The organism is Myxococcus eversor (assembly GCF_010894455.1).
GTDB classification, from domain to species: Bacteria; Myxococcota; Myxococcia; order Myxococcales; family Myxococcaceae; genus Myxococcus; species Myxococcus eversor.
Map to the genome: position 1 here is coordinate 166746 of NZ_JAAIXY010000020.1, position 14206 is coordinate 180951.

Here is a 14206-nt window from a genome sequence, read left to right on the forward strand (position 1 = left end):
TCGCGTCACGTCAGGAGACGATGCGCGTCTTGATGTCCGTCGTCAGGCCGGCGATGGCGTCACAGACGGGGCGCGACACGTCCTGGTCCAGGTCCATGACCAGGTAGCCGATGTTCGCGTCCGTGCTGAGGACCTGCGCGTGGATGTTGGCGTTCAAGTCGGAGACGATGCGGTTGATGTCGCGCAGCACGCCGGGGATGTTCCGGTGCACGTTGAGGATGCGGTGGGTGCCGGGGATGAGCGGCGCCTCCACCATGGGGAAGTTCACCGAGCCCGTCGTCGCGCCCGTCCGGAAGAACTTGGAGAGGCTGACGGCCACCTCCCTGCCGATGGACGCCTGTGCCTCCTCCGTGGAGCCGCCGATGTGCGGCGTCAGGATGACGTTGGGCAGGTTCTGCAACTCGGTAACGAATCCATCCGAGTTGCCCTCGGGCTCCTCCGGGTAGACGTCCACCGCGGCGCCGCCCAGGTGCTTGGAGCGCAGCGCCGCCGCGAGCGCGGGGATGTCCACCACCGTGCCCCGGCTGGCGTTGATGAGGCAGGCGCCCTGCTTCATCTTCGCGAGCTGCTCGGCGCCCATCATCATGTGCGTGGACGTCAGCGCCGGGACATGGAGCGTGACGAAGTCGGATTCGGCGAGCAGCTCGTCCAGCGTGCCCACCGCGCGCGAGTTGCCCAGGGGCAGCTTCGTCATGACATCGAAGTAGAGCACCCGCAGGCCCAGGGACTCCGCGAGCACGCCGAGCTGCGAGCCGATGTGGCCATAGCCGATGATGCCCAGCGTCTTGCCGCGCACCTCGTGGCTGCCGGTGGCGACCTTGCGCCACTGGCCCGTGTGCACCTCGCGGCTGCGGTCGAAGAGCTGCCGCGTCAGGGCGATGATTTCGGCGATGACCATCTCCGCCACGCTGCGCGTGTTGCTGAACGGCGCGTTGAAGACGGGGATGCCGTGCGTGTTGGCGGACGTCAGGTCCACCTGGTTGGTGCCGATGCAGAAGGCGCCGATGGCGAGCAGCTCGTCCGCGTGCACCAGCGACTCCGCCGGCACCGTCGTCTTGCTGCGGATGCCCAACAGGTGCACGCCCTTGAGGCGCTCGGCCAGCTCCGCCGGCTTGAGCGCGGAGGACGTGCGCTCCACCACGAAGCCCTCGGCGGCCAGCAGCACCTCGGCCGAGGGGTGGATGTTCTCCAGCAGCAGGGCGCGGAACGGACCCTCGTTGAGAATCGGGCGCGTCGGGGACGGCGGGAACCGGGCAGTGCTCATGTCGCCGTGCGTTAGACCCCGGCCCCCAGGCTGTCAAGCGCGGGGTGAGGGGGCTGGAGGACCCTGTGTCGAAGGCCGGGAAGGTGGGCGGCCCGCCGTGCGCGACGTGGGGGGTGGGGTGTCCGGAAAAAGAAAGCGGGCGGCCCGGCTTCCCGGACCGCCCGCGAGGGACTGTGTGCGTCAGGACCCCGGAGCTACTGGACGGTCCACGCCACGGTGCCGGTGCAGGAGGTGCTGCCGTAGCAGCCCGCGCGGACCTGGTAGGTGCCGCCCGCGCCCGCGGGCACGGTGTAGTTGGCGTAGGACAGCGCGCCGCAGGAGTCGTCGTTGCTCGTCACCTGCTGGCCCGCGCTGTTGTACAGGCGCAGGTAGGTGTCGCCGGTGCCGGTGGAGCCCGCCACGGTGCAGGTGCCGAAGGAGATGCTCTGGCCAGCGGCCACGGTGATGTCCCGGTTCGTGGTGCCCGTCTGCGCGCTGTTGGTGGCGCTGCCGGTGTACGTGAAGGAGCCGTTCGACGGCGTCGGGCCGGTGCCGCCGCCCTCGAGCGTCCAGGCCACCGTGCCGGAGCAGGCGCCGGAGGAGTAGCAGCCCGCGCGGACCTCGAAAGTCCCCGCAGCCGTCGCGGTGAAGGTCAGCTTCGAGCCCCGGCCGCCGCACTCGTCATCGTTGCTGGCGACCTCGCCCCCGCTGGGGCCGAACAGGCGCAGGAAGGAGTCACCCGTCACGGAGGCGCCGGTGACGCCGCAGGTGCCCAGGGTGATTTTCTGGCCGGCCGTCAGGGCCACCGTCTTGTTGGCGGTGTTGGTGGTGGCGCTGGCGGTGTTGCTGGCGGAGAAGGTGAAGCTGCTGCCGCCCGTGGGCGGCGGGCCGGAGCCGCACAGCCGCGTGCTGGTGGACGCCTGGCACAGCGCGGTGATGGCGTTGTTCACGTAGGTGATTTCCTCGCCGCCGCAGCCCGTCTCCGAGCAGGTGTTCACGACGTAGCAGCTCCCGCTGCGCACGTAGTCCGTGTCGCCGCGCACGAGGATGCCCGCCAGGGTGTGGCCCGCCGTCTCGTACACGCCCGAGCCGGAGTTGCCGGCGAAGGTGTCCGTCGTCGCGACGAAGTAGTCCAGCGTGGTGGCGTTGGGCGTGCGCACCGAGCCGCCGGAGTCAATCTTGAAGGGGATGCCGCTGCCGGAGCCGATGACGGCCACGTTGGCGCCAGAAGCCAGCGCCGTGTTGCCAGCGCGCACGGGCGCGGGCGTGAAGCGCGGCGCCGCGGAGCGGTCCAGCTTGAGGATGGCGAAGTCCAAGTCGCGGCCGCCCGTCGTCTCCAGCTTCTGCACGACGATGGACTGGCAGGAGAAGATGTCCGCGGTCGTCACCGTCTTCAGCGCGGTGGCGGACGTACGGTAGTAGTTGAAGACGAAGCGCGTGTTGCGGCAGTCCGCCGCCGTCTCCACGCAGTGGCCGGCCGTCAGCACCAGGTCATCGTCGATGAGGGTGCCCGAGCACCACGCCGCCGTGGGGTCCGTCCGGAAGCGCTGGTTGGTGCAGAGGTTCTCGTACGTGCCCAGGTTCGGGCCGTTGAAGGTGACGTTGTTGGGGTTGGTCGCGTTGAAGTCCGACGGGGACATCAGCGCCACGGTGGCCTGCTCGGCCCGGGCCCTCAGCGTGGCGTCGGTGTGCTCGAACACGTCCTTGCGGTCATCGTTGCCGTAGACCACGGGCTGCTCGCCGGTCTCCGTCTCAGGAGTCTGCGGAGCCTCCTCGCCAGGCGAGGCCTCGGGGCCCGGCTGACAGGCGGTGAAGGCGAAGGTACACAGCAGCGCGCCAAGGAACTTCCGGGCGGCGCCATTCCGGGTGTTGGACATGTGAAGACGACTCCTGATGGGGGACCGATGCCCGCCGCGGGGACAGGCAGGTCGCCACTATAAAGGAGCCGGCCAGCGGAAGGGCAGCCGCCCTCCGAGGTGATTGCTCAGTCCGCGTCGGGATTGCGCAGCCACTCCAGGGCATCCTGCCGCGTCTCGAAGGTGCGCGTGGGGATGGTCAGCATGGCCCGCTTCGTCATGCGCCAGGCCTGCAGGCCGGAGGGGGCGTCAGTGACGACCCGCGCCGAGCGCTGCATCCCATGCAACTGCGCGTACGCATTGAGCCCCGCCATGGAGGCCACGACGTCCGTGGGCATCACCCTCAACTGGGACTGGTCCACCAGCGCGGACCACTCCCCCGCGAACGCGACAATCGCCTTCTTCACCTCCGTCAGGTACTCGGCCAGGTCGGCGGAGGTGACCTGGGGGGGATAGACGACCTCGAGGATGCGGTCCTGCGCGTGAACGTTGATCTGGAATGGCATGAGTGGTGACGGCTCCGAAGGCCCGGCATCCTAGCCTCAGCCGGTGACACTCCGATACCCGACGCTTCCAATGTCCTGGGGGGAGGTAGGTCCTCCCGCCCTGTCCGGAAGCGCCCGGAATGTCAGACCCCCCGGCTAATGACGTCCCTGCCGCCGACCCGGTATGGCCGCGCTGAAGGCGTGGCCCCGGGTTCCCAGGTGTCGCGTCGTGTTGTCGGGGCCGTCACGGGCGCTCGACGTCGTCGTGACGAGCGCCTGGGAGTGTTCCGAGGAGATTCCGCCATGCAGACCGAGCACCCCACCCCTTCGCAGGCATCCCCTCCGTGGGGCGTGGACCCGCTCGTGGGCGGGGAGCTGCATGGCCGCTTCCAGGTGCTGGAGGCGGTGAGCGAAAGCGCCTCCACGCCGCTGTACCGGGCCCTCCAGCTCCCGCTGGAGCGGGAAGTGGCGCTCCGGGTGCTGACGGCGCCGTCCGAGGACCTGGAGGCACGGCAGCGCTTCTTCCAGGAGGCCCGTGACGCCGCCAGGCTGGGCCACCCCAACACCGTCACCGTGCTCGACGCGGGCAGCACGGACGTGGGTACGCCCTACGTCGCCCTGGAGTGGCTGGAGGGGCGCACGCTGGCCCAGGTGCTCGCCTCGGGGCCGCTGCCGTGGGCGCGCGCGGTGGAGCTGGCCCGTGGCATGGGGCGCTCGCTGCGACAGGCGCACCAGCGGGGCGTGGTGCACGGGGACGTGACGCCGGCCCACGTCACGCTGGTGACGGATGCGTCCGGGCGCGAGTCCTCGCATGTGAAGGTGCGCGGGTTCGGTCGGCTGCGGCCCGTCGCCGCGGAGTCGAAGCGGCTCTCGGTGCCGGAAATCACCGTGAGCGGCTCGTTCCATGGCGCGCACGCGTACATGGCGCCAGAGCGGGCCCGTGGCGTCGCCGACGCGCGCGGGGACATCTATTCGCTGGGCGTCGTCCTCTTCCAGATGCTGGTGGGGCGCGCGCCCTTCGAGTCGGAGGACCCGCTGGAGCTGGTCTTCGCCCACCACAAGGAGCCGGTGCCGGCCTTCCGTGAAGTGCGGCCGGAGCTGTCCATCCCACAGGCCGTGGAGGCGGTGGTGCGCCGCTGCCTGGAGAAGCGGCCCGAAGAGCGCTTCGCCTCCATGGACGCGGTGCTGGAGGCGCTGCGGGACGTCGGAGGGGAAGAGGAGGTGGCGGAGCCGGTGCGCGCCCCTTCGAGCGCGCACCGGACGCGGACGGCTCAGTTCGTCGGGGCGTTCGCGGGCTTCTTCAGGTACTGGTCCAGGAACGCGCGGGTGCGGGAGTAGGCCTCCGCCTCGTTCTTCTTCTTGGTGAAGCCGTGGCCCTCGTCGGGGAAGAGGACGTACTCGACGGGGACCTTGCTCTTCTGCACGGCCTGGACGATTTCGTCCGACTCCGCCTTCAGCACGCGCGGGTCATTGGCGCCCTGGATGACGAGCAGGGGCTTGCGAATCTTCTCCGCGTGGAACAGCGGGGAGACCTCGCGCAGCATCGCCTCCTGCGTCTCCGGGTTGCCGACCTCCTGGTAGAGCGCCTGACGCCGTGACTCCCAGTGGGCGGGCATGCTCTTGAGCGTGCGCAGCCAGTTGGACACGCCGAAGATGTCCACGCCCACGTTGAAGACGTCCGGCTGGAAGGCCAGCGCGGCCAGCGTCATGTAGCCGCCGTAGCTGCCGCCGATGATGCCCACGCGCGAGCCGTCCACGTAGGGGAGGGTGGCCAGGTACTTTTTCGCCTCGACGCAGTCCTGGAGCGGCTCCTTGCCGTGCTTCTGGTCATCCGCGGTGAAGAACGTCTTGCCGTAGCCGGAGCTGCCCCGGTTGTTGATGGCCAGCACCACGTAGCCGTGGTTGACCAGGTACTGAATCATCGCGCTGTAGCCCTTGCGGGACTGGCCACCCGGGCCGCCGTGGACCCACACGAGCGCGGGCGCCTGCTGCTTCGCGGTGGCCTGGTGCGGCTTGAAGAGGATGTTCGGAATCTCCAGTCCGTCGAAGGACTTGAAGCGCATCACCTCCGCGTCCACCAGGTCCTTGGCGTCGATCTCCGGGTTGAGGTTGTCCGTCAGCCGGGTGACCTTCTTCGTGGCGAAGTCGAACACGTACAGGTTGCTGGGGGAGCGGTCCCCGTTGTGGTGGAAGGCCATGCGCTTCTCGCTGCGGCCCAGGGACACGCTGGTGATGTCGCCCTCGGGGAGCTTGGGCAAGTCGAGCTGTTTGCCGGCCTTCACGTCGTGCAACCGGATGGCGGTGCGGCCGTCCGCGTTGATGCCGGTGACGCGCAGCGCGCCGTTCTTGGAGAAGTACGTGTACATCACGTCCCAGTCCGTCTTCTCCACCTCCTCCATCTTCCCGGTGGCGAGCACGTAGCGCACCGCGCGGGAGAACTCGGTGCCCTCGTCGGTGATGAGGTACAGCGCGGAGGACGTCGGGTCGAAGGTCGCCGAGGACCAGGAGGCGATTCCCTTGTGGGCGGAGAGGTGCTTGCGCTCCTTGGTGGCGACGTTGAGGAGGAAGACGTCGCTGTCGGCGGTGGTGTTGGTCTGGTCCAGGGAGAGCCACTTCTCGTCCGGGGACACGTCGCCCACGTCCAGGCCGCTCTCGTTCTGGTACAGCAGCTTGCGCTCGAAGCTCTTGGCGTCGTAGCGGTACAGGTCCATGAAGCGCTCGTCGCGCTCGTTGGTGAGGACGTAGAAGGCGGACTCGTCCTGGCTCCAGCCGAAGAAGACCGCGCGGTGCTTGTCGCCCGGCGTGAGGTCCTTCTCCTGCCCGTCCGGCGTGCGCACGTAGAGGTGGTGCAGCTCGTTGCCGCCCTGGTCCCGGGTGAAGAGGATGCGCTCGTCCTTGGGGAAGTAGCCCACGGCGAAGGTGCTGTCCGTGGTGGAGCGGGTGAGCTGGGTGGGCTTGCCGCCCTTCGCCGGCGCGGAGAAGACGTTGTAGATGCCCGTCTGGTTGGACGAGTACAGCACCCGCTGCTCATCCGGGGAGAAGGACGCGCCCCGAATCAGGGTCGTCTTCATGAACTGCTCGATGGCGTAGTGCTTGGACGGGCGCGCCGTCTCCCGCGCGGCGCCCGGCTTCTTCTCGGCGCCGGTCGGCTCCGGCTTGGGCGCGGCCAGCGCGAGAGTGGGGACGAGAGCCACGGCGGCCAGCGCTCGTGACAGGGAAGACCAGGTCGGCATGACGGCTCCGGGGGAAGTGGGGTGCGCAGGGGAGACACTCGCGCGGTGGTGCTGGCGCGGTGTCCCGTGCCTTCTACACGAATGGCCCAGGGCGCCATTGCCTGGACGCCTCCCGCCGCGAGCCGCCTCGGGGCTGTCTCCAGGGGAGCGCGAGTCCAGGAGGGCTCCAGGGGCGCGCTCGGATGCCTGCTTCTGGGACCGGGCTGGCAAGAGGGCCTCGAAGCGGGAAGTGCATACATACCCCTCCCGGGTTGTGTTGGACGATGCACGACCCCCAGACGACGCCCCGCCTGCCGAGGCCAACGCCTGTCCCCTCACCTGTCCCCTCTGTCGAGCGCAACCAACTGGTCCTCCCCATCCCGGAGCGTCCAGCCCACGAAGCACTCGCGGAAGCCCGAGGGTGGCTCGATGGCATCCACGAGCGGATGATGGCCGCCGAGGACGAAGTGCTCCATCAGGACATGCACTCGCTCCACCTGGGCCTGCTCACCTTGCGGCGCCGCTGGAACGAGGAGGACTGGAAGTCCTTCTGCATGGACACCGCGCGAAAGCACCCGCTCCGCTCGTTCGTCCACCAGTGTCCCTTCACCCGGAGGGCCTTCGAACGCCCCCGGGGTTATGCGGGAGACGCGGCCCTCATCGACTACCTGTACATGGACCGGGCCGCCGACGAGCTTCACGCGGGCCGTGAGGTCTACCGGTACATGCATCAGCAACCCAGCGCGGTCAGCGTGCGCGAGCGACGTGAGCTGCTGGCGCGCGCCCTCGACGCGACGGCCGAGCGCGTTCCCCAGGGCGCGCGCATCCTCTCCGTCGCGTGTGGCCACCTGCGCGAGGCCGAGTCCTCCGCGGCGGTGCGCGAGCGCCGCGTTCAAGAACTCATCGCGTTCGACCAGGACCCGCTGAGCCTCGCTGAGATTTCGCACCACCAGCCGCTCGACGTGGTGCGCCCCCACTGCGGCTCGGTGCGCGCGCTGCTCGCCGGCAAGGTGGCCTTCAGCGAGTTGGACTTCGTCTACTCCGCGGGCCTCTACGACTACCTCTCCGCCTCCGTCGCCACGCGGCTCACCGGGCTGCTCTTCGGCATGCTGCGCTCGGGGGGACGGCTGCTGGTGGCCAACTTCGCGCGCTTTCCTCCGGAGACGGGCTACATGGAGGCCTTCATGGACTGGTGGCTCACCTACCGGGAGGAGGACGACATGCGCGCCCTGCTCGCCGAGGTGCCGCTGGAGTTGATCGACTCCGTGCGGCTGTTCCGCGACAGCCAGGACAACGTCATCTATCTGGAGCTGACCCGCCGCTGAGGCCTGGGGCTCGCTTTCAGTGCACGGGCGGCCCGGGTGGCTCGAGCTGCGAGGGTGGCCCGGAGCAGGGCAGGGTGACGGTGAAGGTGGAGCCTTCGCCCGGCGTGCTCTCCACGTCGATGGTGCCGCCCAGGGCCTGGACGATTTCCCGCACAATCCACAGGCCCAGGCCGAAGCCGCCGTAGTGGCGCACGGACACCGCGCGCTCGAAGCGGCCGAAGATGCGCGAGCGGTCCTCGTCGGCGATGCCGATGCCGAAGTCCCTGACCCGCAGTCGCGCGTGGCTGCCCCGCTGCTCCAGGGTGATTTCAATCGGCTGGCCGGCGCCGTACTTCATCGCGTTGGACAGGAGATTTCCCACCACCTGCTCCAGGCGCATGGCGTCCCAGTAGCCCGCGAGGCGGTGCTCGGGGGCGAGGAGTCGCACCGGGCACTCGGCGCGAGCGAGCGCCTCGCGGCTGCGCTCCAACTGCCCGTGGACGAGGGCCACCAGGTCCACCTCGGAGAGCTTGATGTGGAGCTGGCCCTGGGCGAGCCGGGAGATGTCCAGCAAGTCACTCACCAATCGCCCCAGGCGCTGCGTCTGGGCGGAGGCGGACTCCAGCTTGGCGGTGAGCTTCTCCGGCGGCAGGTGGCCGCCCGTGGCGCGGGCCTGGACCTGGAGGCCCTGGATGTGGAGCTGGAGCGAGGTGAGCGGCGTCTTCAGCTCGTGCGCGGCGATGGAGAGGAAGTCATCGCGGCGGCGCACCGCCTCCTGCTCGGCGCGGTACAGGCGGCCCTGCTCCTCGGAGAGCGCGGCGATGCGCGCGAAGTTCTCCGCGTTCTCCAGCGCGGCGCCGGCCAGCACCGTGACGAACTCCGCCAGGTGCTCCTCCAGCTCGCCGAACAGCGCGCCCACCTGCCGGTGCGTGGCGACGACGCACGCCACCGTCTTGCCGCGCACCTGGAGGGGGGCGCAGAGCAGCGAGCGCACGCCGAGCAGCTCCATGCTCTCGCTCACGCCTCCGGGCAGCCCCTGTCCGAGCACGGTGATTCGGCCCGTCTCCATCGCGCGAGCGAGGGCGGTGCGGCTGATGCCCACCGCGTCCGCGTCCTCGTCGTGGGGCAAATCCCGAGGGTCCACCACCGCGCAGTGCTCGGCGCGCAGCAACTCCAGCATGGACTGTCGGGCGGCCTCGAACACGGCCTCGCGCGAGAGGGCGGACGCGAGCCTGCGGCCAGCCTCCAGCACGCGCGGGAAGCGGTCCACCAGGGAGAGGGTGCGGGTGCCTCCCCGCGCGGCGACCTCCGGTGACAGGCCCTCCTCCATCTCCTCCAGCGCCCGGGTGGCCGTGGCCAGGTCCGCCGCCGCGTCGGCCTGGCCCAGCGCGCGGCCCAGCTCTCCGCGGGCCTTGAGGCTCTGGGCATGCTCGTGCCGCATCTGCTGGGCATCGGCCACTTGCAGAGACTGCTCCAGGAAGCGCCTGGCCGCGCGGGGCTGGCCTCGCAGGGCGGCCACCAGTCCCCGCTCGCGCAGCGCATGGGGGAGGTTGTTGCGGTAGGTGCGCGCCAGCGCATGGGCGCGTCGGGCCGTGTCGTCGGCGCGCTTGAGCAGGGCCTCGCGTCGCGCGGCGGCCAGGGGCGACGTGCTCTCCGCGAGTAGGCGCAGCGCCGTCGCCAGCAGCGGGCCGATGGGGGCCACGTACTCCTGACGCAGGTGTGCCTCGTCCACCAGACGCGAGGCGCGCTCCAGCACCTCCACCGCGCCCGCGGCATCGCCCTGACGCATCCGGCGCAGCGCCTCCGCTTGAAGCACGCCCGCGTAGCTCTGCGGGTCCGGCTGGTCGGAGTTGTTCAGCTCGCCGTCCAGCAGCGTGCCCGGAATCCTCCCGCCGGACGCCTTGGCCCACGCCTCCAGGCCCAGGCGCGCCGAGTAGCGGTCTCCCAGCGCAAGGGCGGCTGCGTGCAGCCGTTGGCTCGTCTCCAGCGACTCGCGCAGCCGGCCCAGCCGATAGAGCGCCATGGCCACCTGGAACGTGGCGTTGTTCACCTCCCACGGGTCGCCGGTGCGCTCCAGCAGTCGAATCGCCTCGTTGCACTTCTCGATGCAGTCGTGGAAGCGCGAGGCCGCGTAGCAGGCCAGCCCGTAGAAGTGCAGCGTCTGGCCCTGGCCCCACAAGTCACTCTGCTCCTGGCGCATCGCCAGGGACTTCTCCGCGTAGGCGAAGGCGCGCTGGAACCAGGGCACCGTGGTGAGCGCGGGCGAGTGCTCCGAGTACGCCTGCGCGAGCTCCGGCGTCGGCGGGTAGCGCTCCGCGAGGTTCAAGTCCCGCAGGTGCGCCCACAGCACCGCCATGCGTCCGCGCCGGTACCAGTAGCCATAGGCGAGCCGGCTGTAGAGGCGCACCGCCTGGAGGTCGCTCTCCCCGCCCGCGAGCGGCCTGCGGGAGAGGAACCTGCGCGGCGCCACCGTGTGCGCCGCCTGCGCCAGGATTTCCCAGACGGCGCTGGCGCCGGTGAGCACGCCCCCGGGAGGCACCCACCGCCCCATCAACTTGAGGCCCTGCTCCAGCGCGAGCGTCGCCTCACCGAAGTCGCCGCGCTTGAAGGCCAGCTCTCCCAGGTGGCCCAGGACGCGCGCCTGCTCCTGTTTGTCCCGCGCCAGGGCCTGGGCGCGCTCCAGTTGCTGGCGGGACTCCTCGTAGCGTCCGCGCAGCATGAGGACGTTGCCCAGTCCGGAGGCGACGCGGAAGCGCGTGCCCGCGTCCGCGCCCGCCGCGCCCCGTTCGGCGATGCGGTAGTTCAGCTCCGCCGTCTCCAGCGCGAAGCGCCTGCGCGCCAGCTCCGCGGCCACCAGCGCGTGGGGCAGCGCCTGTGCGTACTCACCCGCCGCGTCGAAGTGATAGGCCAGCTCGAACGAGTCCTGCGGCAACTGGCTCGCCGCGGAGCGCGCCGCAAGCCGATGCAGCTCCCGTCGCCGCTGCGGCGTCAGCATGTCCAGCAGCACCTCGCGCAGCTTGTCGTGCACGAAGGTGTAGCGCGTGCCTTCTCCCCACAACATGTGCCGGCGGCGAGGCTCCTCCAGCGCGGCGCCCAGCTCCTCCGGCGAGGTGCCCGACAGCGCCGCCACTCGCGCCAGCTCGAAGGACTTGCCCAGCACCGCGCCCACTGACAAGAGCCGCCGCGCCACCAGGGGAAGCAAACGCAAGCGGCGCACGAGGAAGGTGGCGGCCTGCCGCGACGAGCGCGCGTGCGCCATGGCCTCCGGCTGCACCTGCCACCCGGAGGTGCCGGACACGAGCACGCCGTCCTCCACCAGCCCGTGCAGCACCGCGCTGGCCATGAAGGGATTGCCCTCGGACAACCGCGCCACCAGCTCCGTCGCCTCCGGCGGCAGCGCGCCGGCCATGGACTCCGCCAGCCGCGTCACCTCCGCGGCGCCGAAGGAGGCCAGCTTCAGGTGCGCGGTGGGCGCGAGTCTGCGCAGCAGGTGCGTGGGGCCGATGTCCTCGCCGCGAAACGCGAGGACGACGAGCACGCGTCCCTTCCCCTGTCGCCGCGCCTGAGACCAGGCCTCCAACGCCCGCAGCGTCAGCTCATCCGCCCACTGGCAATCATCCAGCACCACCACGGTGGGCTCATCCCGTGTGCCCAGCGCGGACAGGAGCGCGGTGAGCGCCCAGATGCTCCGGCTCTCGCCCAGGGACTCCGGCCCCAGGCCTCGCGCGGGCGCGGCGGACCGCGCGCACAACACGGGCTCCAGTTGCGGCAGCACCGCGCACAGGCTGACCTCTTGTCCCGCGAGCCTCTCGCGTAAAGGTTCCGTGAGGGTCGGCCTCGACTGGAGGACCTGGGCGATGCCCGTGGCCACGCCGGCGAAGAGCTGGAACGGACGGCGCGCGGCCTGGTCCTGCGCCTGGCCCTGCAACACCCACGCATGGTGGCGGGCCGCCCTGGCCGCGAGTTCGTCGAGCAGCCGGCTCTTGCCTCCCCCCGACTCGGCCTCGACGAGGACGAGCCGTCCCGGCTCCGTCAGCGTCTGCTCCAGCTCCCGCTCCAGCGTGGCCACCTCTTCGTGACGGCCCACGAAGGACGGCTCGGCCAGGCTGCGTCGCGCATCCCTGGCGCCCGTGACGAGCGCGGGCTCCACCTGGCCCCGCGCGAGCGCCTCCTCCAACTCCATCAGGTCCGCGAGCGCGGAGCTGGCCGCCTGGTAGCGGTCCGACGGGTCCGTCTGCAGCAGCCGGGAGATGACCTCCTCGAGCGCGCGCGGCGCCTCCACGCCCACGGCGCGCAGTCGGGGCCGGGCCGCCAGATGCTGGCGCAGCACCTCGCCCACGGAGTCGCCCGCGAAGACGGGCCCTCCGGAGAGGGCCTCGAACAGGACGACGCCCGCCGAGTACAGGTCCGACGTGGCCTCCACCGGTCGATGCAGCAGGCCGGCCTGCTCCGGCGACAGATAGCGCGCGGTGCCCACCGGCAAATCCCTCAGCGAAGGGTCCAACCGCTCGCTGCGCGCGAGACCGAAGTCAATCAACGTGGCGCTGGAGAGCGGATGGCCGGAGACGATGAGGTTGGTGGGCTTCACGTCCCGATGCAGGACGCCATGGCGGTGGGCCTCGGCCAGCGCGGACAGCAAGTCGCGACCCAGCGCGAGTGCTTCCGGGACGCTCAGGACACCGCGCGACAGGCGTGCCTCCAGCGTCTCTCCCTGGAGCCAGGGCGTCACCAGATAGAGCCAGTCCCCGGAGGTGCCCAGGTGCCGCACGGGGACGATGAAGGGACTGTCCAGGTGGGCGAGGACCGCGGCCTCGTGCTCCAGCCGGTGCCGCGCCGCCGGGACGAGCGCCGTGGACGACGTCACCTTGACGGCGATGCGCTCCCCGGTGCGGAGGTCCACCCCATCCCAGGTGGAGATTCCACGTCCGGCCTTCAGGCGTTGGGCCAGCTCGAACCGGTTGCCCAGTCGGCGGCCGGACTGTGGCTCTCCTGGAACGGCGCCGGCGTATTGGAAGCCTTCAGCCATTCAGTGTCCTCGAGCTCCACCTCCGCAGCGCCCCTGCGATGCGGTTGGCCGCGCGTTCCGTCCTTCCGGCAAGGTTGGGTGTCGGACGGGACGCCGCCAAGGGGAGGGGCCGACGCACGTCCCCCGTGTGCCGACTCAGCCTTCAACAGCCGCGCGCGCTCCGTTTCCCTCCTGCTCGACGAGCGTGCGGGGAAGCCTGCCCGTCCAGCGGCCGACGAGGCGAGCGCGCGGTCTTCCGACACGTGGGGGGCACATGCTACGCCGGCGAGTGAACTTCCGTGCCCCTTCGCTCCTGCTCGAGGTCCCACCGATGAAGCTCTCGCAGACGTTCCTGGCCGTGCTCGCGCTGTCCGTGCTGCTCCCCGTCTCTTCCGCGCGCGCCTCCGACTATCCGCCCGACTACCCCATCTGCAGCGTGTACGACTCCGCGACGACGGGGCCCTTCGAGGTCATCCGCCACACGCGCCGGCTGCCCGGCCGCCTGGCGACGCTCACCGTCGCGTACCGGGGCTACCTGCGCGGCCTGTACCCGGACAATCAAATCTCCATCTACATCCAGCTCAACGGTCGTCAGCAGACGCTGGCCGCCAGCGCGGGCACGAACAACGATGCCTATGTCTTCCTGAACGCGGGGCCGCGCGCCTGCATCAAGTGCATGCAGTACCAGAACCTGCCCCAGTGCGCTGAGCACTTCGCCAACGGTGGCCAGGACGGCGTCTGGGTGTGCCAGCAGCCCACGGCGGTGGAGAGCGACCTCTTCTTCTACGCCTTCAACTCCAACGGGAATCAGAACGCGTGGGACATCTCCCTGGCGGCGACGTCCCATGGCCAGTGGGACAGCAACCTGGGCAACAACTACTTCGCGCAGCTGCCGGCACGCTCCAGCTGCTGGTAGATTTCCGCCGCGAGCGGTCCGCATTTTCTGAGCGGCCTGGACAGGACTTCGCTTCACGGGCCGCCATGGGGACACTTTTTTCGCGCCGTGACGATTGCCGCGGCGCATTCGCGCCCTGTGCTTGACACCCTGGGGGCCCCGGCGGAAAAGCCGAGCACATGAGGCGGCCCCCGCTGTTTCCACCG

8 protein-coding genes are annotated in these 14206 nt (G+C 70.4%); 3 read left to right on the forward strand and 5 right to left on the reverse strand.

Annotated features, from left to right (window positions below; translation table 11 throughout):
* Positions 1–10: 10 nt before the first annotated feature.
* From serA to G4D83_RS34070, 3 genes are all read right to left on the reverse strand, one after another.
* Complete coding sequence (gene serA, locus G4D83_RS34060; RefSeq protein WP_163869049.1) at positions 11–1264, reverse strand: phosphoglycerate dehydrogenase; 1254 nt, start codon at positions 1262–1264, stop codon at positions 11–13.
* Between the two features lie 194 nt (positions 1265–1458).
* A complete protein-coding gene (locus tag G4D83_RS34065) occupies positions 1459–3120 on the reverse strand; it encodes a serine protease (RefSeq protein WP_163869050.1) in 1662 nt (553 codons plus the stop codon).
* A 107-nt stretch (positions 3121–3227) separates the two neighbouring features.
* A complete protein-coding gene (locus G4D83_RS34070; protein WP_163869051.1) occupies positions 3228–3605 on the reverse strand; it encodes a SpoIIAA family protein in 378 nt (125 codons plus the stop codon).
* Positions 3606–3887: 282 nt separating this feature from the next.
* Between G4D83_RS34070 and G4D83_RS34075 the strand changes: the two genes are divergently transcribed.
* Complete coding sequence (locus G4D83_RS34075; protein WP_163869052.1) at positions 3888–4922, forward strand: serine/threonine-protein kinase; 1035 nt, start codon at positions 3888–3890, stop codon at positions 4920–4922.
* Here the strand turns inward: G4D83_RS34075 and G4D83_RS34080 are convergent.
* On the reverse strand, positions 4856–6817 hold the full coding sequence (locus tag G4D83_RS34080) for a S9 family peptidase (protein WP_163869053.1): 1962 nt from the start codon (positions 6815–6817) through the stop codon (positions 4856–4858). The genes G4D83_RS34075 and G4D83_RS34080 overlap by 67 nt on opposite strands.
* A gap of 263 nt (positions 6818–7080) precedes the next feature.
* On the opposite strand from G4D83_RS34080, the gene G4D83_RS34085 reads away from it, so the two are divergent.
* Positions 7081–8121: a class I SAM-dependent methyltransferase gene (locus G4D83_RS34085; RefSeq protein ID WP_205522783.1), complete on the forward strand. Its 1041-nt coding sequence runs from the start codon at positions 7081–7083 to the stop codon at positions 8119–8121.
* Positions 8122–8137: 16 nt separating this feature from the next.
* Here the strand turns inward: G4D83_RS34085 and G4D83_RS34090 are convergent, their stop codons facing one another.
* Entirely contained in the window at positions 8138–13126 is a 4989-nt protein-coding gene (locus tag G4D83_RS34090) for a protein kinase domain-containing protein (RefSeq protein WP_163869054.1), read from the reverse strand.
* 310 nt (positions 13127–13436) lie between these two features.
* Between G4D83_RS34090 and G4D83_RS34095 the strand changes: the two genes are divergently transcribed.
* Entirely contained in the window at positions 13437–14021 is a 585-nt protein-coding gene (locus tag G4D83_RS34095) for a hypothetical protein (protein ID WP_163869055.1), read from the forward strand.
* The last annotated feature ends 185 nt before the right edge of the window (positions 14022–14206 follow it).